Source organism: Bradyrhizobium sp. HKCCYLS2038 (assembly GCF_051167655.1).
Classification (GTDB): Bacteria; Pseudomonadota; Alphaproteobacteria; order Rhizobiales; family Xanthobacteraceae; genus Bradyrhizobium.
In genome coordinates this window covers 442274-461231 of the sequence record NZ_JBNPTM010000003.1, presented here as the reverse complement: position 1 = coordinate 461231, position 18958 = coordinate 442274, and the positions used below count along the sequence as shown (strand labels likewise).

Sequence of the window (18958 nt, the reverse complement as noted above, 5' to 3'; positions counted from 1 at the left end):
GGATCGCAGCCGCGGCTACGACGGATGGCGTTCATTTCGGCGCGTGAGCCGGCGCGGTGATGATTCCTTGAGCGACTTTCCACGGCCGGACAGACTCGGATTCGTCATGAAGTAATTGTGCAGGTTGAACGGCTCCTCGCCCTTCGCGGCCTTCATACGCGTTGACGACCCATCCGGCAACAATTGCCAGCTCTGCTCGGTGTCCTTCAGGTTCGCGACCATGATCTGCTCCAGCACCTGCTGGTGCACGGTCGGATTCTGCAGCGGGCACAACACCTCGACGCGGCGGTCGAGATTGCGCGGCATCATGTCGGCCGAGGAAATGTAGACCGCCGCCTTGGCGCTGGGCAGGCCCTGACCCATACCAAAGCAGTAGATGCGGCCGTGCTCGAGGAAGCGCCCGATCACCGATTTGACGCGAATGTTCTCCGACAGGCCCGGCAGGCCGGGCCGCAGGCAGCAGATGCCGCGCACGATCAGCTCGATCGAGACGCCGGCCTGCGAGGCCTCGTACAGCGCGTCGATGATGTCGGGATCGACCAGCGAGTTCATCTTCATCCAGATCACGGCCGGCTTGCCCTGGCGGGCAAAGCTGGTCTCGCCGTGAATGTGCTCGATCATGCGCTTGCGAAGCGTGAGCGGCGACACCGCCATCTTCTCGATGTCGATCGGCTCGGCATAGCCGGTGATGTAGTTGAACACCCGCGTCACGTCGCGGCCGATCACGGGGTCGGAGGTGAAGTAGGACAGATCGGTGTAGATGCGCGCAGTGACCGGGTGATAGTTGCCGGTGCCGGTGTGCACATAGGTCGTGAGGCTGCCGCCCTCGCGGCGTACGACCATCGACAGCTTGGCATGGGTCTTCAGCTCCAGGAAGCCGTAGACCACCTGCACGCCGGCGCGCTCCAGATCGCGCGCCCAGCGGATGTTGGCCTCCTCGTCGAAGCGCGCCTTCAGCTCGACCAGCGCCGTCACCGACTTGCCGGCTTCGGCAGCTTCGACCAGCGTGCGCACGATCGGCGAATTGTTGGAGGTGCGATACAGCGTCTGCTTGATGGCGACGACGTCCGGATCGCGCGCCGCCTGCTGCAGGAATTGCACGACGACGTCGAATGATTCATAGGGATGATGGACGATCAGGTCCTTCTGACGGATCGCGGCGAAGATGTCACCGCCATGGTCGCGGACGCGCTCGGGATGGCGCGGCACATAGGGCGCGAATTCGAGGTCGGGACGGTCGACCCGCGTCAGCTGCGACAGCTCGTTCATCGCCAGCACGCCGTCGACCACGAACACCTCGTCGTCGGTCGTGGACAGCGCATTCTGCACGAAGCGGCGCAGCTCCTCCGGCATGTTGGCCTCGATCTCGAGCCGGATCACCGAGCCGCGGCGCCGCCGCTTCAGTGCGGTCTCGAACAGCCGCACCAGGTCCTCGGCCTCTTCCTCGATCTCGATCTCGCTGTCGCGGATGATGCGGAACGCGCCCTGACCCTTGACGGTGTAGCCGGGGAACAGCCGGCCGATGAACAGGCCGGTCGCCTGTTCGAGCGTGATCAGGCGGATCACTCCGTCCTTGGCGCCGGGGAAGCGGATGAAGCGGTCGAGCTTGCCGGGCATGCGGATGAGCGCGTTCATCGGCCTGCCATCGGCGGTGCGCGTCAGCTGCAACGCGACCGTGAAGCCGAGGCTCGGGATGAACGGGAACGGATGCGCCGGGTCGATCGCCAGTGGTGTCAGCAGCGGAAAGATGTTGGCGAGGAAGTGGTCCTCGATCCAGGTCCGCTCGGTCTTGGTGACGTCCTGGCCGTCGACCAGCACGATGCCGAGCTCGGCGAGAAACTTGCGCAGGTCGCGCCAGATCGCCTGCTGGTCGATGGCGAGCTGCGACACGGTCTCGTTGATCAGCTTCAGCTGTTCGGTCGGCGTCAGCCCGTCCGGGCTGCGCTCGGCGATGCCCTCGCGCACCTGGGCGCGGATGCCGGCGACGCGGACCATGAAGAATTCATCAAGGTTGTTGGCCGAAATCGACAGGAAGCGCACCCGCTCCAGCGCCGGATGCCGCGGATTGACCGATTCCTCGAGAACGCGACGGTTGAAATGCAGCCAGGACAGCTCCCGGTTGATGAAGCGCTCCGGGCTCGAGGCGATCTTGAGCGGGGATGCGGAAACCGGCTCTTTATCTTGAATCTCAATGGCTTGTTCGGTGTCCATCAGAACTTTGTTCCATATCCGATAACGGCATCAAATCAGTCGTGCGCAGCGGCGGACCGTAGCTCAATTGGAATGACCAGGGGATGACGTTCCCGACACCATTGAGGTTCCCCCGATGTCAGCCGTCAAGATGCCGGCAGGGGACCACGTCAGAGGGGGCGCAGCAGTTCGGCGGCGAGCGCCCGGGTCACCGGCCGTCCCAGCCGCAGTGACTCCTCGTCCAGCAGCGCAATGGTCCGGCGCGCGGCGGCGTAGGAGCGCTCGATGCGGGTGGTGAGATAGCTCACGACCGTCTCGTCGATCGACAGCTGCCGGTCCGCCGCCAGCTTGACGATGAGGGCGCGGAACAGCTGGTCGTCGGGCGGCAGCAGGGTGATCACCGGCACGGCGCGCAGCCGCGACTTGAGGTCGCTCAGCGCGACCGGCATCGCGATGGGCGCGTCACGCGCGGTGATCAGCACGAAGGCCTCGTCCTGGCGCGCCAGATTGAGCAGGTGAAAAAGGGCCCGCTCGTCGAGATCGGCCGCAGTCAGATCTTCCAGCACCAGGGCACCGGTGGCGAGCGCGCCCGGGACGGCGCTCGCTTCCAGTGCATGCGCCGACAGCGAACGGGCGCCGGCGCGCTCGGCCCAGATCGCGGCCAGATGGCTTTTCCCGGAGCCGTCGGGCCCGACGAGAAACATCGTCCGTGCCGGCCATTCCGGCCAAGCGTCGATCAGGGCCAGCCCGGCCGCGTTGCCGGCGCCTTCGAGGAAATTGTCCCGTGTCAGGCTTTCCGCGTGTGGCAGCGTGAAGGCCAGCTGACGCGGGGGAATGTGGCCGGCCAAGTTTGACGTGCTCCCTGTGATGGCGTGCGCGAGACGTGACAATCGTGAATCGCTGCGGCGGGCCTGCTGCACCGATTCATCGCACCTCGATGGTGTTCATGTGGCGAACCCATTCGACCAGATAAAGCCCGACCGACACGAGGGTAAAGGCCGTTACCAGCACCATCAGCACCGCATCATAGGGTTTCGGCTCGAAGCCGAAGCTGAGCGAGGCCAGCACCAGGGCTGCAAATCCGACCTGGGCTGCCGTGTTCAGCTTCGAGACCATCAGCGGCTTCATCGCGACCGGGCGGTCGAACAGCCAGGAGACGATCACGGCCGCGACGATCATGATGTCGCGCGAGACCACCAGGATCACGATCCAGCGCGGGATGGCCCCCCAGATGCCCAGGGTGACGAAGATCGACACCAGCAGCGCCTTGTCCGCCAGCGGATCCAGCAGCGCACCGAGTTCGGATCGCAGATTGAACCGCTTGGCCAGGAAGCCGTCCACGGCATCGCTGACCCCGGCGACGACGAACACCAGGAAGGCAACTTCCATCTCACCGGCGGCGATGGCCCAGACGACGATCGGAACCAGCAGGATTCGACCCAGCGTAATCAGGTTGGGGAGACTGTGGGGAATGGTCACGCAGCAGGTCCCGACGGCAACTCGATCAAAACACCACCCGATTCCGAAGCAGGGCGAACCGGTCCGGTTCCTAGATAGTATGGGGACGAGCCCCTTGCGAGCCATTGCGCGCAGCCGGAATCCGACGTAACCAGCGGCCAGATTAGGGGTTTTGACCATGACCGAGCGCAAGAACGGGCTCACTTATGCAGATTCGGGCGTCGATATCGACGCCGGCAATCGTCTGGTCGACATGATCAAGCCCCTGGTGCGCGCGACCGCCCGCGCCGGCGCCGATGCCGAGATCGGCGGTTTTGGCGGCCTGTTCGACCTCAAGGCGGCCGGCTTCAAGGATCCGATCCTGGTCGCCGCGACCGACGGCGTCGGCACCAAGGTGAAGATCGCGATCGAGACCGGGCTGCATGGCGGGATCGGCATCGATCTCGTCGCCATGTCGGTCAATGATCTCGTGGTGCAGGGCGCCGAGCCGCTGTTCTTCCTCGACTACTTCGCCTGCGGCAAGCTCGATCCGGAGGCCACCGCCTCGATCGTGGCCGGCATCGCCGAAGGCTGCCGCGAATCCGGCTGCGCCCTGATTGGCGGCGAGACGGCGGAGATGCCGGGCCTCTACAAGGACGGCGACTACGATCTCGGCGGCTTTGCCGTCGGTGCGGCCGAACGCGGCACGCTGCTGCCGTCGCCGGACATCGCCGCCGGCGACGTCGTCCTGGGGCTGGCCTCATCCGGCGTGCATTCCAACGGCTATTCGCTGGTGCGCAAGATCGTCGCGCAGTCCGGTCTCGGCTTCGACGCGCCTGCGCCGTTCGCGCCGGTGCTGACACTGGGCGCGGCGCTGCTGACGCCGACGCGGCTGTATGTGAAGTCCTGCCTGCGGGCGATCCGCGAGACTGGCGCAGTCAAGGGGCTAGCCCACATCACGGGCGGCGGCTTCACCGACAACATTCCGCGCGTGCTGCCGAAACATCTCGGCGTCTCGATCGACCTGCCGCGCCTGCCGGTGCTGCCGGTGTTCAAATGGCTGGCGGAGCAGGGCGGCATCGCCCAGCTCGAGCTGCTGCGCACCTTCAACTGCGGCATCGGCATGATCGCGATCGTCAAGGCCGAGGCCGTCGACGCCGTCACCGAGGTGCTGACCGCTGGTGGCGAGCATGTCGCGCGTCTCGGCGAGGTCGTTCCTGCGAGCGGCGACCAGCGCGTGATCTACACCGGCGCGCTCGACCTGGCGCTGTGAGACGAGTGGCCCGATGAAGCGGCGCGTTGCCATCCTGATCTCCGGCCGTGGTTCGAACATGGCCGCGTTGATCCGCGCCGCGGCGCAGCCGGAGTTTCCGGCGGAGATCGCCGTCGTGATCTCCAACCGCGCCGATGCTGCGGGTCTGCAGAAGGCCGCCGAGAACGGCATCGCCGTCGAGATCATCGAGAGCAAGCCGTTCGGCAAGGACCGCGCCGGCTTCGAAGCCAAGCTGCAGCAGGCGCTGGATGCGCGTGGCATCGAGCTGATCTGTCTCGCCGGCTTCATGCGATTGTTCACGGCGGAGTTCGTCCAGCGCTGGTATGGCAGGATGCTCAACATCCATCCGTCGCTGCTGCCGTCCTTCCCTGGTCTCGATCCTCACGGCCAGGCGTTGCGTACCGGCGTCAAGATCTCCGGCGCCACGGTCCATTTCGTCATTCCGGAAACGGATGCCGGCCCGATCGTGATGCAGGGCGCCGTCGTCGTCAGGGACGCGGACACGCCCGATACGCTGTCGGAGCGCATTCTCCGTGTCGAGCACCGCATCTATCCCGAGGCGCTGCGGCTGCTGGCCAAGGGGCTGGTGCGACTGGAAGGCGATCTCTGCCGCACATCGTCGGTGTCGGAGACCGATGCGATTTTGGTCTGGCCCGCGGCGTCGTAGCTCGCTTGCGCACAAAAAAATCCCCGGCGAGGCCGGGGAACATCAAGGCTGCCCTTGCAACCGCGACGCAGTCTAGAGATCCGCATGCTCTGCGGATATTGGCCATTGATACGCAGGAGAACGCAGGCGAAGCTGCTCCTGCTTGTTAGCTGTCTCAGGACACCTTCAAGTTCTCGGCTGACGTCTTGCCGCGGCTTTCCACCAGATCATATTCGATGGCCTGGTTTTCGTTGAGCGTCGTCAGCCCCGCGCGTTCCACGGCCGAGATGTGGACGAAGACGTCCTTGTCTCCGCCGGACGGCTTGATGAAGCCATAACCCTTGGTCGGGTTGAACCATTTCACGCTGCCTTTGTAGCTCGGCATCGCTGTCTCCTCGTCTGGACGAAAAAAAGACGCGGCCACGCTCTCGCGTGCCACGCCACAAACGGGCTTCCCGAAGTCTGCTGGATTTCAGTGGTCACGAAACGCACAGTCGAACGGCCAATCCGATTGTGCTCGGATTGCATCACGATTTTCCGTTGATATCAAGTTTGCGCAGGCTGGGCGGACGCGTCGCGGCGTCGCGCCGGCCAGCTTGCGCCAGCGGTATTTGTTGTGGCGCGGGAACCACATTTCTCTGCAGCGCGGCTGGGCGGCGGCAGAGCTGGATTGACCGGCATGGGGAACTGCGGGCAAATCGTCTCGGCCGATATTTAACAAATTTGGACTGGTGACCGCATCGATGCGTGGGGCATCTCGGACAAGGCAGAACGGGCGAAGCCGCCCCGGGGCACGTTGCGGGGCTCCGGCTGTGCGGGCCTTCGGCTTGGCGGTCGTCCTGGTCTGCACGCAGGCGCAGGCGGAGAGCCTGCCCAGTGTCGCCGCCGGTCCGCTACCGAGCCCGTCGCCCAGCCCGACCCCCGCGGCTGTCAGTGCCGACCTGTCGTCGGGACAAGCCGTGCTCAATCGCGGATCGAGCTTCCTCGAGCGTCTCGGAACCGAGGCGACGCACGGTGGCAACCGGCTGCTGCGCAGCAATCCCGGCGGCGGCGGCGCTTCCGAGGCTTCGGAGGCGCCGAGGTTCCGGACATGGGGCGAGACCTACGGCATCACGGCCCGGGCCAGCGCCCAGGGTGACTTCGCGGGCGACCGACGGACGACCTGGGGCGGCGTCGCCGGTCTCGGCATGCGCGTCATCCCCGGCGTGAACATCGGCCTGTCGGTCGACCAGAGCCGCACCTGGGTCGATGTGCCGCTGGCGCTGCAGTCGGCCACGCTCGACCTGACCCAGTTCGGCTTCAACGCCTCGGTCGACAACGGTCCGTGGACCTGGGCGATCGCGGTCGTCCACGGCTTTGGCGGCATCAATGCGCGGCGCGACACCGGTTTCGGAGCGGCCACTTCGGCCTACGCCGCCCACATCACCGGTGTGTTGAGCGAGATCGACTATTATTGGAGTGTCGGCGAGAGCCGCGTCGTGCCCAAGCTGGCCTTGGAATATGCGCGCGCCACCACGGCTGCGTTCCAGGAGAGCGGCGGGCTGGATCCGGTGTCGGTGAGCGGCACCTCGCTGGAGCGTGCGCGCATTCTGGTCGGGGCCGAGGTCGGTCGTTACTTCGTGGTCGACGGCAAGATCCTCGATCTCTCCGCCTACGCCAAGTTCGTCGACAATGTCGTACAGAATCTCGGCTCGCTGACCGTGAGCCTTGGCCCACAGAGCATCACGCTGCAGGGATTGGGCGAGGGACGCTATGGAGCCGACGCTGGCGCGGCGATGTCATTGTCATTGACCCGCACCGCCCGCATCTATCTGAACTACGACGCGAAGCTCCGGTCCGTGCTGCAATCGCACCAGGGCACGCTCGGCGTCGAGCTGAAATGGTAGAGCGACCGGCCGTTCCCTAGACCGGCTTCGGAGCGACGTAGCTGCTGAAACCCGCGGTTTCCCGCGCTTGCGCCATCAACGGCACGAGATCGAGCGGATGAATGAATTCATCGCGGAAACAGGCGTGCGCCTTCGGGTCGAAAATCTGCTTCAGCCAATCGATGACGATCTTGTGCCGCTCGGAGTTGCGGAACTCCTTGTGATAGGTCAGCCACAGGTCCATGTGATAGTTGATGCCGAGATCGACAGGCACGAGCGGCGCGCCCAGCGCGACGGCTGACGTCGGCAGGAATCCGATGCCGGCGCCACGCTCGACGGCATAGAGGGCTGCAACGCTCGAATTGGTCGAGATGCCGACGATGCCTTCGAGGGACTCCAGACCAAGAATGCGCGCGTAGCCGGTTTCATCGAGCTGGACGCCGTGCTGCTTGATGATGCGATGGTTCTTGAGATCGGCCAGCGATGCCGGCAATCCGTACGCATCCCGATAGGCCTCCGAGACGAAGCCGTAGATGTGCAGCCGGCCGAGCTTGCTGACGATCACGTCGGGGTTGGTCGGCCGCGCGAACTGAATCGAGATGTCGGATTCGAGACGCGATACGTCGGCCTGTTCCATGGCGCAGCTGAGTTCGACCATGATTCGGCGATAGGTCTTCTGAAAGTCGATCAGTCGCGGCAGAATCCAGAAATTGCCGGGTCCCTCGGTGACGGCAACACGGACCGACCCCTGCGCATCGGTCGCGATCGCGGCGCGCCGGAAGATGTTGAAGCTCAGCCGTTCCATCTGTTCGACGTCGAACAGAAGCGAACGTCCTTCGTCACTGAGCGAGAGTCCGGACTGATCGCGGATGAAGAGCCTGAACCCGAGCTCCTCCTCGAGGCGGTCGATCTTGCGCATCAGGGTGGTGCCAGTCAGTCCGAGAACGTCCGCTGCGTTCCTGAAGCTCTGATGCCGCGTACAAAGAAGAAATGCTCTTAAATCTTCCCATGAGGCATTAAGCGCTTCGTCAGACTTGCGGTGCTGCGTAGATGCAGCACCCCGATGCAAATGTTGCCGCATACACTCGAGCCCCGACAAGTATGATGACGTCATCAAAGCCTAGCTGGAAACATAGATGCAGAACCCACGTTTCGGAAGCACGGAATTGATGGTGCGACATCAGCTCGACAGTTTACCATCAACAGATCTAATTAATGCGCATCCGGTCAGGTCGGATCAACTCGACGAACTGGCAGCGCTCGCACGGAAGGAAATTCCGGGCGTTCGGGCGTCCGAGCGGGAGCTTGCGGAATTCCTGCAGCACGATCCAACGTCGATCTTCGTGTTGTGTCGCGGCAGGAACCTGCTCGGCGGCATCGCCTTTCTCTATCTCAACTGCGCCGGAGTTGAGGCGTTGTTAAACGATGAGTTCAATTTGAACGATCCGCCGCGGAGGTATCTGGCGCGGCCGGATGAAGAGGTTGCTGCAATCTATGTCTGGGCGCTCGTCGCGCAAGGCCGCGGAGCGATCGGACTTGGCAATGTCGCAGAAGTTCTGCGCGGCGCACGCTTCCGCTCGGCGGATTACTACGCGCAGCCGTCCAGCACGGAGGGGCGGGCGTTCCTCGGTGCGCTCGGTTTCACCCCTGTTCCAAGCTTCCGGCCCGACCTGTGGACCTACCAGAGGCCCTGGAACCGGTTGCGCGAGATTGTCGCACCGCCGATCCAGTTGATGCAAAATCAAGTAGAAGGGAGCGTTTCCGATGCACGGTATTAGTTCGGTCAAGCCGGCAGCGGCGAACGCCCGCGCCATCACGGTGCGGATCGCACGCGACCCCAATGATCTCATGCTCGTCACGGCGATCCGTTCGGCCGTCTATCTCGCCGAGCAGGATTGTCCGATGGAGGAGGAGTTCGACGGCAATGATCTCGTAGCCGCGCATTTTCTCGGCTTTGTCGGCAACGAGCCGGCGGGCTGCGTGCGCGTGCGCTTCTTCGGCGAGTTCGCCAAGGTCGAGCGGCTCGCGGTGCGTCACCAGCACCGGCGGTCGCGACTGTCGTTCAAGCTGGTCCGCGAGGCGCTCGATTATTGTCGGCGCAAGGGCTTCAAGAAGGCCTATGGCCACGCACAGGATCGCCTGGTCGATTTCTGGGCGCATTTCGGCGCGAAGCCGCTCGGCCATAACCGCAAGCTGACCTTCTCCGACTTTTCCTACACCGAGATGGTGCTGGATCTCGAGCCTCGCGAGGATGCGATCACGCTGGACAGCGATCCGTATCTGATCATCCGTCCCGAGGGCGACTGGGATCGGCCGGGCGTGCTCGACCTCTCTGCTGGCCGGCCGGCATCGTCGCCATTGCGTGACATTGCCGCCGCGAGGGCATGATGTCGAACCGCGACGTTTTCGGCCAGACCGAATCGGATCCGCCGGTTCTGGTCTGTGCCGACCTGCAGTGCGAATATCTCGCCGAAGGGCGCAAGCATCTCATCGCCGACGGCGAGCTCGTGATGTCGCGCTGCCGGCAGCTGTTGGCGTTGTGGCGCGGCAATCTCTGGCCGATCATCCACCTCAAGCGCATCGCGCAGGCGGCGTGGTTCAATCCGGCTTCGAACCTGACGAACTGGCTTCCGGAGTTCAGGCCGACGCCCGGCGAGCTGAGTTTCGAGCACCCGCTGCCGTCGGCCTACAGTTCGGCGCGGTTCGCCGAGTACATGTCGAACATGCGCCGCATCCGCTGCGTTCTGCTCGGCTTCTCGCTCGACGAGACGATCCTGTCGACGGTGATCGACGGCTTCCATCGCAGTCATCGCTATCAGGTGATCGAGGATGCCGTGGCCTGCCGCCAGGCCTGCGCCGGCGACGCCGCGACGTATCGGCTGGTGGTGACCGGGGTGATCGGCAATTTTGCCAGCGTTGTCGACAGCGCCGATCTGAGAAAGGCCTGCGGCCGGCTCGTGGTGTGATCCGCTGTGATCCGCCGGGCGTTCAGCCCTCGGCGAGGCGCTCGGCCAGTTCGATGACCAGGCGACGGTCGGACGGAGCGGTGACCTTGTTGAAGGCGATGACAAGCCGCAGGGCTTCCGCGACATGCGAGTCGACTGGATTATCGCTGATGAGGCGGAGCAGTTTCTGACCCGGCGGTTCGCGATCGTCCTTGCTCACGCGGTGGCTCCAGCAACGAGAAATCAAAAACAATGACCCGAGAGGACGAGCTCAGAGAGCTGGCGAGCAGTCTCCGGGCGGCCATTGCCAGGGCACGCCGGCTCGACCTGCCGACCAGCGCCTACATCCTGTCGATGGCTCTGGTCGAGGTTTCGCAGACAATCGAGGCGGAGTTGAGGGGAAGGACAGGCGCCGAGTGAACCTGGAGTGATCCTGGAGTGAAGCTGGGGCACCATGGCCGGATGCGGCGGGGCCTGCAATAAACTGGGTAAACGAGGCCGGCTCGGGTCAGCCGTCTCAGACCCGGTCAACCCTGATGACGCGGCCTTTCTCGATGGCCAGCGCGAGCTTGCCGTGCTTGAGCGCCAGCGCGGCCTCGCCGAACAGCTCGCGCCGCCACCCCTGCAGTGCAGCAACGTCGGCGGCGTCGTCGGCCGCGATCTGCTCGAGGTCGTCGACGGTCGCGATGACCTTGCTGGCCACGGCATGGCGCTCGGAGGTCATGCGCAACAGTACCTTGAGCAGCTCGACGATGGCTGCACCATTGGAGTTGTTGCGCGGCTTCTCCAGCTTTGGCAGCGAGGCGGGGTCGCGGGCCAGCCCGCGCTGCACCGCGGCCACGATGTCGGCTCCCCATTTCGAGCGCTCGAAGCCCTTCGGCAGCGAGCGCAAGGTGCCGAGCCGTTCGATCGATGTCGGCGCATGGGTGGCGATGTCGCCGACGGCGTCGTCCTTCAGCACCCGGCTGCGCGGCACGTCGCGGCTCTGTGCCTCCTGCTCGCGCCACGCGGCGACCTCCATCAGGACGGCGAGCTCCTTCGGCTTGCGGACCCGCGTCTTGAGCCGCTCCCATGCGCGCTCGGGATGGAAATCGTAGGTCTTGGGCGAGGTCAGGATCTCCATCTCCTCGCTGACCCAGTCGCTGCGCTTGCGCTTCTTGAGGTCGGCATCGAGAGCTGCGAACACGTCGCGCAGATGGGTGACGTCGGCCTCGGCGTAGTGAACCTGCTCCTTGGAGAGCGGACGGCGCGACCAGTCGGTGAAGCGGTGGGTCTTGTCGGGACGGTGGCCGGTGATGCGCTCGACCAGCTGGTCATAGGCGATGCTATCGCCGTAACCCAGCACCATCGCGGCGACCTGGGTGTCGAAGATCGGATGCGGCACGATGTTGGCGCGGTGCCAGATGATCTCGATGTCCTGGCGCGCGGCGTGGAAGACCTTGAGCACCTTCTCGTTGGCCATCAGGTCGAAGAACGGCGTGAGATCGATGCCGTCGGCCAGCGCATCGATCACCAGGGCTTCGTCCGGGCTCGCCATCTGCACGACGCAGAGAAGGGGATAGTAGGTGGTCTCCCGCAGGAACTCGGTATCCACGGTGATGACCGGGTGATGAGCGAGACGGGCGCAGGCGGCCGCGAGGTCCGCGGTGGTGGTGATCAAGTCCATGAACGATCCATGACGAGGCACTTACGCCGTCGTCCGAAAACGCTGACAAGTCAAGGGTGTCGGCAAAGGGCGGGGGACGAAATTCGTCCCCGCTTGTCGGCCCAATCAGGCCGGAACGCAAGCGTAACTGTGGCGGCCGATCGCTCTATGGTTGACGGTAGCCAGGGCGGGAGGGTCAATGGTGCCTGACGCGGCCCGAGGGCCGGCGCCCGGCGGGGACTGCGAGCACGATCAGGCACAGCGCGATCATTGCCAGGCCCATGAATTCGAATACCAGCGCGTCCACGTTCGCAACCTCCCCGATCAGTTGCATCAACTTGTCGGGGCTGCGTTGATCGTTTCTTAAGGACGCGGCCGCGGCACGGGCGATGGTGGATGCGAGGTTAAGACTGCGTGTCAGGTGCCGCAGAAGGTCTGCAGCACGCGCTCCTCGGGCTGCGGCGGTTGGGCATAATCGGTACGGTCCGGCTGATCGTCATAGGGCCGGGCCAGCACCGCATGCAGTTCCTCGAACGGCGCGTAGTCGTCGTTCTCGACTGCCGCGGTGATGACGGCCTCGATGCGGTGATTGCGCGGGATGAAGGCCGGATTGACCTTGCGCATCGCCTCCTGCCGCTCGGCCGGAGTCTGCGGTTCCTCGGCGAGGCGCTGCTGCCAGCGCGCGGCCCATTCGTCGAAATCCGCGGGATCCTCGAACAGCGCGCGGACCTCGCTGAGATCGCCGCTGCCGGCGGCGTCGCTGAGCCGGCGGAAGGTGAGGGTGAAGTCCGCCTTGGCCGCGGCCATGGTGTCGAACAGCGCCTGCGCCAGCGGCTGGTCGCCCTCCGTTTGCGTGAACAGGCCGAGCTTGCGGCGCAGGCCCGCCTGGTGGGCGTCGGTGAATTGAGCGGCAAAGCCGTCGAGCGCGGTTTCGGCCCGCTTGATCGCCTGATCCTTGTCATCGCCGAACAGCGGCAGCAGGCATTCGGCGAAACGCGTCAGGTTCCACAGCGCGATGCGCGGCTGGTTGGCGAAGGCGTAGCGGCCGAACTCGTCGATCGACGAGAACACCTGCTTCGGATCATAGCCGTCCATAAAGGCGCAGGGGCCGTAATCGATGGTCTCGCCCGAGACCGAGCTGTTGTCGGTGTTCATGACGCCATGGATGAAGCCGACCAGCAGCCAGTCGGCGATCAGCCGGGCCTGGCGCGCGATCACGGCGTCGAGCAGCGCGTGATAGGGCCGCTCAGTGCTGGCGAGATCCGGATAGTGCCGGCTGATGACGTGGTCGGCGAGCCGTCGCACGGCCTCGACGTCCTGGCGGGCAGCGAAATACTGGAACGTGCCGACCCGGATGTGGCTGGTCGCGACCCGCGTCAGCACCGCGCCGGGCAGGCCGGTGCCGCGATAGACCTGCTCGCCGGTGACGACCGCCGCCAGCGACCGGGTGGTCGGGATTCCCAGCGCCGCCATCGCTTCGCTGACGATGTATTCGCGCAGGACCGGCCCGAGCGCGGCCCGGCCGTCGCCGCGGCGGGAAAATGGCGTCGGGCCGGAGCCCTTGAGCTGGATGTCGCGGCGGGTACCGTTGCGGTCGACGACCTCGCCGAGCAGGATCGCCCGGCCGTCGCCGAGCTGCGGCACGAAATGTCCGAACTGATGCCCGGCATAGGCCATCGCGATCGGCTCGGCACCCTCCGGCACGGTCTTGCCGGCCAGGATCTCGGCGCCCTCCGGCGCCTCCAGCTCGGCCGGGTTGAGCCCGAGCTCCTCGGCCAGCGGCCGGTTCAGCTTGATCAGGCGGGGTGCTGCGACGGGCGTCGGGGCGACCCGGGCAAAGAAATTGTCCGGCAGCGCGGCGTAGGAGTTCTGGAAGGGGAAACGCACGGTCATGGCTCCAAGATAGGCGCAAGGCGGCCGCTTTTCGAGCCCAAACGGCCGTCAGATGAGTGCTTCGGCGGCAGTCCAATCCGGCAGCAGCATGTCGGGTTGCATCTGCCCTGGGCCGCCCCCGAGCATATCGCCGCGGGAGGGCGGAAAAGGCCCGTTCCTGCGGTTGCCGCGCCGGGGCGGCTCGGCTAAACCCTGCGCGCATTCGGCCATGCGCCCTTCACGGCTGCGCCGATTCCCTTTTCCTCACGACGACCATTCAGGACGACCATGCATCGCTACCGGACCCACACCTGCGGCGCGCTCCGCGACAGCAACATCGGAGAGACGGTCCGGCTGTCCGGCTGGTGCCATCGCATCCGCGACCATGGCGGCGTGCTGTTCGTCGATCTGCGCGACCATTACGGCATCACCCAATGCGTGGTCGATCCCGACTCCAAGGCATTTGGCCTCGCCGAGAAGCTGCGCTCGGAGTGGGTCGTGCGCATGGAAGGCAAGGTTCGTCACCGACCGACAGGCACCGAGAATGCCGAGCTGCCGACCGGCCAGGTCGAGCTCTATGTCGCCGACATCGAGGTGCTGGGCCCGGCGGCCGAGCTGCCGCTGCCGGTGTTCGGCGAGCAGGACTATCCCGAGGACATCCGGCTGAAGTACCGCTTCCTCGACCTGCGCCGCGACAAGCTGCACCAGAACATCATGACCCGCGGCGCGATCATCGATTCGATGCGCCGGCGCATGAAGGAGCAGGGCTTCTTCGAATTCCAGACGCCGATCCTGACCGCGTCCTCGCCGGAGGGCGCGCGCGACTTCCTGGTGCCGTCGCGCATCCATCCCGGCAAGTTCTACGCGCTGCCGCAGGCGCCGCAGCAGTACAAGCAGCTGCTGATGATGTCCGGCTTCGACCGGTATTTCCAGATCGCGCCGTGCTTCCGCGACGAGGATCCGCGCGCCGACCGTCTGCCCGGCGAGTTCTATCAGCTCGACGTCGAGATGAGCTTCGTCGAGCAGGAGGACGTGTTCGCCGCCATGGAGCCGGTCATCACCGGCGTGTTCGAGGAGTTCGCCAAGGGCAAGCCGGTCACCAAGGGCTGGCCGCGCATCCCGTTCGCTGAGGCGCTGCGCAAATACGGCACCGACAAGCCCGACCTGCGCAATCCGATCGAGATGCAGGATGTCTCCGAGCACTTCCGCGGCTCCGGCTTCAAGGTGTTCGCGCGCATGCTCGAGGACCCCAAGAACCAGGTCTGGGCGATCCCGGCCCCGGGTGGCGGCAGCCGCGCGTTCTGCGACCGCATGAACTCCTGGGCGCAAGGCGAGGGCCAACCCGGCCTCGGCTACATCATGTGGCGCGAGGGCGGCGAGGGCGCGGGTCCGCTTGCCAACAACATCGGCCCGGAGCGCACCGCTGCGATCCGCAGCCAGATCGGCACGAAGGAGGGCGATGCCGCCTTCTTCGTCGCCGGCGATCCGGAAAAATTCTGGAAGTTCGCAGGCCTTGCCCGCACCAAGGTCGGCGAGGAGCTGAACCTGATCGACAAGGACCGCTTCGCGCTGGCCTGGATCGTCGACTTCCCGATGTACGAGTACAACGAGGACGACAAGAAGGTCGACTTCTCGCACAACCCGTTCTCGATGCCGCAGGGCGGCCTCGAGGCGCTCACGACCAAGGACCCGCTGACCATCAAGGCGTTCCAGTACGACATCGCCTGCAACGGCTACGAGATCGCCTCCGGCGGCATCCGCAACCACAAGCCGGAAGCGATGGTGAAGGCGTTCGAGATCGCGGGCTATGGCGAGCAGGAAGTGGTCGACCGCTTCGGCGGCATGTACCGCGCCTTCCAGTACGGCGCCCCGCCGCATGGCGGCATGGCGGCCGGCGTCGACCGCATCGTGATGCTGCTCTGCGGCACCAACAATCTGCGCGAGATCTCGCTGTTCCCAATGAACCAGCAGGCCATGGACCTCTTGATGGGCGCGCCGTCGGAAGCCTCGACCAAGCAGCTCCGCGAGCTGCACATCCGGACCAATTTGCCGAACAAGTAGGTCGGTCAAGTTCGGCACCAAGCTCTTCCCGCCGTGATTGCAAGTGCGGGGAGAGCGTGGCGGCGGCATCGCCGATGCCCGCGGCAAGGTCATTTTCCGTGCAATGATCGGCCTGCGTGACGCAATTTTGACGCGCGTGCCCGTCAAATGTTCGGCCAAGATGGTCGAAGTCTGGTCACCGCAAATTCCGTTCGCGCGAACCTGTGTGTTGGGCGCCTGCCTCCGCTCGGCGGTGGGCGTGCTTGCCGGGACCGTCTTGCTGTGGCTGATCGGTCTTGCCGGACTGCTCGCGCTCGCGGATCTGGTCCACGTCGACATTCCCATCGAGCTCGCGCGAAAACTGCCGCTGCTGCAATCGCAGCCGCAGCTCATCTTTGCCGGCGAGAGCAGAACCGAGTTTGGCGTCGATCCGTTTCTCGCGGCGGACATCCTGGGCAAGAGGCCCGGATATGCGGTCAACATCGCCTATGAGGCCGGCGAGCCGCTCGCCGTGCTCGGCGCCGCGCGCGCGTTTCCCGATGCGTTTCGTGACGCGCATGTCGTGCTCAGCGTCGCGCCGTTCGTCTTCAACGAGGGCGTTCGTTCGGCTGCGGTCTATCCGATCGATGTCGTCGCGCGCCAGAGCGTGGCGCAGCGTCTGGCAGACTTCCTGCCACTCCGGATCGGCACCCTGATCCGATACATTCGGACCTCGTTCGCGGCGCGTCTCGCCGATGTGCAGGGCGTAGCGATCCATGGCTCCGTGCCGCCGCAAGGTGGCGTCATGGCGCTCACTGGCCGGGCGCCGGACTATCCGATGCTCGGGCGGCACCCGCACTATCAAAACTGGGATGTCTCGGGTCCGCGGGCGCGCGGTGCCGTCGAGGCGATGTGCGAACTCGTCCGGCTGACGCGCAAGCTCACCGTCGTGGAGCCGCCCTGGATTCCTGGCGATCGCAGCACCGACGTCGCCTGGCTCAGCCATGAGGCGGAGACGCTGCAGCTGCTTCGGCACGCAGCCGAGCGCTGCGGCTTTGCAGTCCTCGACATGCACATGGTCGACGGACTCACCGTGGCCGACTACAGCGACGAGATGCATATGAACAAGGATGGAATGCCGCTCTACACCAGGAGCCTGCTCTCCCGGCTCGCCCCCTGATCGTCGTGCTGTTTTCGTCCTTCACGTTCCTGTTCCAATTTCTGCCGGCGACGCTGCTGGCCTTCGCCGCGGCGCGCCGGCACTCGCCGCGCGCGGGCATCCTGGTGCTGCTGGCGGCATCGCTGATCTTCTACGGAGCCTGGCATCCGGCCTATCTGCTGCTGCTGGTGGCGTCGATCGCGATGAACTTCTCGCTCGGCCTGCTGATGGAAAATGAAGGCCGGCGCCGCGTGGTCGGCCTGTGCGGCGTCGCCGTCGATCTCGCGCTGCTGGCCTATTTCAAATACGCCAATTTCCTGCTCGACAGCTTCGGCGCGGTCACGGGCACGCATGTCGCGCCGGCGAACATCCTGCTCCCGCTCGGCGTCTCCTTTTTCACGTTCCAGCAGATTGCGTATCTGGTGGACGTCATGCGCGGCGCCAAAGTGGAGCGCGACATCGTCAGCTACGCGCTGTTCGTGACCTTCTTCCCGCATCTGATCGCCGGCCCGCTGGTGCATCACGCCGAGATGATCCCGCAGTTCAAGCGCGCGCCGAGCCGTCGCACCGCGGTGCTGGCGGCGCGCGCGGTCGCGATCTTTGCCGCCGGGCTGTTCAAGAAGGTGATGATCGCGGACGAACTGTCGCAATTCGTCAGTCCCGTGTTCGCGCATGTCGACGCCGGCGGCACGGTGTCGCCGGCCTTCGCCTGGCTCGCGACGCTGGCCTATGCGCTGCAGATCTATTTCGATTTCTCCGGCTATTCGGACATGGCGATCGGGCTCGCCCTGATGTTCGGCATCCGTCTTCCGGTGAACTTCCGCTCGCCTTATCGATCACTGTCCATCATCGACTTCTGGCGGCGCTGGCACATCACGCTGTCGCGCTTCCTGCGCGACTATCTCTATATCCCCTTAGGGGGCAACCGGCAGGGCCCGGCGCGCCGCCATGTCAATCTGATGATCACGATGCTGCTCGGCGGCCTCTGGCATGGCGCCGGCTGGAATTTCGTGATCTGGGGCGGACTGCACGGCGCCTACCTCATCGTCAATCATCTCTGGCGAACTCTGCGCGGCAGCGACGGCAAGCCCCGCGCCATGGTGGCGCGTCTGGCGAGCTGGGCGTTGACCTTCGCGAGCGTCGTGCTGGCCTGGGTATTCTTTCGCGCAGGCACGACCGGCGGTGCGGCGCGGATGTTCGGCGGACTCGTCGGCTATCCGCTCAGCGGGCCGGACTATGTGCCGTCGCCTGTGTTCACCACGTTCGGCCTTCCCATCTGGGTCGGACCGAACGGCTTGTTCTGGCTCGGGGCCGCGATCGTCGGATGCGCGCTCGCGGTCGCGCTCGGCTGTCCCAACACGCTGCAGATCTTCGGCTACCGGGAATATCATCATGCGCCCGAGCCTGATGGCCGGCTGCGCTGGCGGCCGACAGCCGGATGGGCCGCGCTGACCGCGGCGGCCTTGACCCTGTCGCTGTTCGGGATGTGGCAGCGGCTCGAGTTTCTCTACTTCCAATTCTAATCGACGCAGCGGCGCCGAATCGCGGCTCTCGCGCAAGGTGACCCAGCCCTTAAGAATCCGTTGCGCGTTTGAGCGTCTCGCGTTAACGCCGGTTAAGGCTGCTAACAACTTCATCTCACGCTCGTGCTCGCCTTCGGCGCGTGGCGTCCAGGCAAGAAGCCTTGCGCGTGCGTCATCGAACCACGTCCCGCACTGACCGCTGTGCGATGCGGTAAATCATTGAACGTGCGGCGGCAATCGAACAAATGAGTTGTTAGCTCGATACTTCACGACAGGTAGTTCGAAGCGCGCCGCCACAGCAGGCTCGCGGCACGTCCCCTCGCGCGGCCATCAACCGTATGGAGGTTGCGGTGTCACGCAACCTGTCCTTATTAGGATGCCTCT

General features: G+C 65.1%; 18 protein-coding genes. 10 read left to right on the top strand and 8 right to left on the bottom strand.

The window, feature by feature from the left end; translation table 11 throughout:
* Window positions 1-15 precede the first annotated feature (15 nt).
* The 3 genes from ACQR1I_RS15870 to ACQR1I_RS15860 all read right to left on the bottom strand — a co-directional run bounded on the left by ACQR1I_RS15870 (window position 16) and on the right by ACQR1I_RS15860 (window position 3669).
* Complete coding sequence (locus tag ACQR1I_RS15870; protein ID WP_434867009.1) at window positions 16-2211, bottom strand: RNA degradosome polyphosphate kinase; 2196 nt, start codon at window positions 2209-2211, stop codon at window positions 16-18.
* Between the two features lie 149 nt (window positions 2212-2360).
* Window positions 2361-3038 carry a chromosomal replication initiator DnaA gene (locus ACQR1I_RS15865; protein WP_434867010.1) on the bottom strand — a complete coding sequence of 226 codons (678 nt, stop codon included), beginning with the start codon at window positions 3036-3038 and terminating at the stop codon, window positions 2361-2363.
* 76 nt (window positions 3039-3114) lie between these two features.
* Window positions 3115-3669, bottom strand: coding sequence for a CDP-alcohol phosphatidyltransferase family protein (locus ACQR1I_RS15860; RefSeq protein WP_434867011.1), 555 nt, complete (start codon window positions 3667-3669; stop codon window positions 3115-3117).
* Window positions 3670-3826: 157 nt separating this feature from the next.
* Between ACQR1I_RS15860 and purM the strand changes: the two genes are divergently transcribed.
* Window positions 3827-4900 (top strand): phosphoribosylformylglycinamidine cyclo-ligase, encoded by a 1074-nt coding sequence (gene purM, locus ACQR1I_RS15855; protein ID WP_434867012.1) that lies wholly within the window; start codon window positions 3827-3829, stop codon window positions 4898-4900.
* 13 nt (window positions 4901-4913) lie between these two features.
* Window positions 4914-5567: a phosphoribosylglycinamide formyltransferase gene (gene purN, locus ACQR1I_RS15850; protein ID WP_434867013.1), complete on the top strand. Its 654-nt coding sequence runs from the start codon at window positions 4914-4916 to the stop codon at window positions 5565-5567.
* Between the two features lie 154 nt (window positions 5568-5721).
* Here the strand turns inward: purN and ACQR1I_RS15845 are convergent, their stop codons facing one another.
* Window positions 5722-5931: a cold-shock protein gene (locus ACQR1I_RS15845; RefSeq protein ID WP_434867014.1), complete on the bottom strand. Its 210-nt coding sequence runs from the start codon at window positions 5929-5931 to the stop codon at window positions 5722-5724.
* A 358-nt stretch (window positions 5932-6289) separates the two neighbouring features.
* On the opposite strand from ACQR1I_RS15845, the gene ACQR1I_RS15840 reads away from it, so the two are divergent.
* Complete coding sequence (locus ACQR1I_RS15840) at window positions 6290-7432, top strand: autotransporter outer membrane beta-barrel domain-containing protein (protein ID WP_434867015.1); 1143 nt, start codon at window positions 6290-6292, stop codon at window positions 7430-7432.
* Between the two features lie 16 nt (window positions 7433-7448).
* Here the strand turns inward: ACQR1I_RS15840 and ACQR1I_RS15835 are convergent, their stop codons facing one another.
* Complete coding sequence (locus ACQR1I_RS15835) at window positions 7449-8492, bottom strand: LysR family transcriptional regulator (RefSeq protein WP_434867016.1); 1044 nt, start codon at window positions 8490-8492, stop codon at window positions 7449-7451.
* Between the two features lie 55 nt (window positions 8493-8547).
* On the opposite strand from ACQR1I_RS15835, the gene ACQR1I_RS15830 reads away from it, so the two are divergent.
* From ACQR1I_RS15830 to ACQR1I_RS15820, 3 genes are read left to right on the top strand one after another with little or no spacing between them, the layout of a single operon-like run.
* A complete protein-coding gene (locus ACQR1I_RS15830) occupies window positions 8548-9189 on the top strand; it encodes a hypothetical protein (protein ID WP_434867017.1) in 642 nt (213 codons plus the stop codon).
* The gene (locus tag ACQR1I_RS15825) at window positions 9176-9799 is read left to right on the top strand and encodes a GNAT family N-acetyltransferase (protein ID WP_434867018.1); all 624 of its coding nucleotides are present in this window, start codon (window positions 9176-9178) and stop codon (window positions 9797-9799) included. Before ACQR1I_RS15830 ends, ACQR1I_RS15825 begins: the two co-directional genes overlap by 14 nt.
* Window positions 9796-10377 (top strand): isochorismatase family protein, encoded by a 582-nt coding sequence (locus ACQR1I_RS15820; RefSeq protein ID WP_434867019.1) that lies wholly within the window; start codon window positions 9796-9798, stop codon window positions 10375-10377. The genes ACQR1I_RS15825 and ACQR1I_RS15820 overlap by 4 nt, the downstream gene beginning before the upstream one ends.
* A gap of 22 nt (window positions 10378-10399) precedes the next feature.
* Here ACQR1I_RS15820 and ACQR1I_RS15815 read toward each other — a convergent pair whose 3' ends face one another.
* The gene (locus ACQR1I_RS15815) at window positions 10400-10576 is read right to left on the bottom strand and encodes a hypothetical protein (RefSeq protein WP_434867020.1); all 177 of its coding nucleotides are present in this window, start codon (window positions 10574-10576) and stop codon (window positions 10400-10402) included.
* A 32-nt stretch (window positions 10577-10608) separates the two neighbouring features.
* Here ACQR1I_RS15815 and ACQR1I_RS15810 point away from each other — a divergent pair, with 32 nt between their 5' ends.
* A complete protein-coding gene (locus ACQR1I_RS15810) occupies window positions 10609-10776 on the top strand; it encodes a hypothetical protein (RefSeq protein ID WP_434867021.1) in 168 nt (55 codons plus the stop codon).
* A gap of 97 nt (window positions 10777-10873) precedes the next feature.
* Here ACQR1I_RS15810 and rnd read toward each other — a convergent pair whose 3' ends face one another.
* Window positions 10874-12022, bottom strand: a complete 1149-nt coding sequence (rnd, locus tag ACQR1I_RS15805) for a ribonuclease D (RefSeq protein WP_434867022.1) — start codon at window positions 12020-12022, stop codon at window positions 10874-10876.
* Between the two features lie 396 nt (window positions 12023-12418).
* Window positions 12419-13894: a protein adenylyltransferase SelO gene (locus tag ACQR1I_RS15800; protein WP_434867023.1), complete on the bottom strand. Its 1476-nt coding sequence runs from the start codon at window positions 13892-13894 to the stop codon at window positions 12419-12421.
* Window positions 13895-14161: 267 nt separating this feature from the next.
* Here ACQR1I_RS15800 and aspS point away from each other — a divergent pair, with 267 nt between their 5' ends.
* From aspS to ACQR1I_RS15785, 3 genes are read left to right on the top strand one after another with little or no spacing between them, the layout of a single operon-like run.
* Entirely contained in the window at window positions 14162-15934 is a 1773-nt protein-coding gene (gene aspS / locus ACQR1I_RS15795; RefSeq protein WP_434867024.1) for an aspartate--tRNA ligase, read from the top strand.
* Between the two features lie 43 nt (window positions 15935-15977).
* Window positions 15978-17072 (top strand): hypothetical protein, encoded by a 1095-nt coding sequence (locus ACQR1I_RS15790; RefSeq protein WP_434888743.1) that lies wholly within the window; start codon window positions 15978-15980, stop codon window positions 17070-17072.
* 5 nt (window positions 17073-17077) lie between these two features.
* Window positions 17078-18574 carry an MBOAT family O-acyltransferase gene (locus tag ACQR1I_RS15785; protein WP_434867026.1) on the top strand — a complete coding sequence of 499 codons (1497 nt, stop codon included), beginning with the start codon at window positions 17078-17080 and terminating at the stop codon, window positions 18572-18574.
* Window positions 18575-18958: the final 384 nt, after the last annotated feature.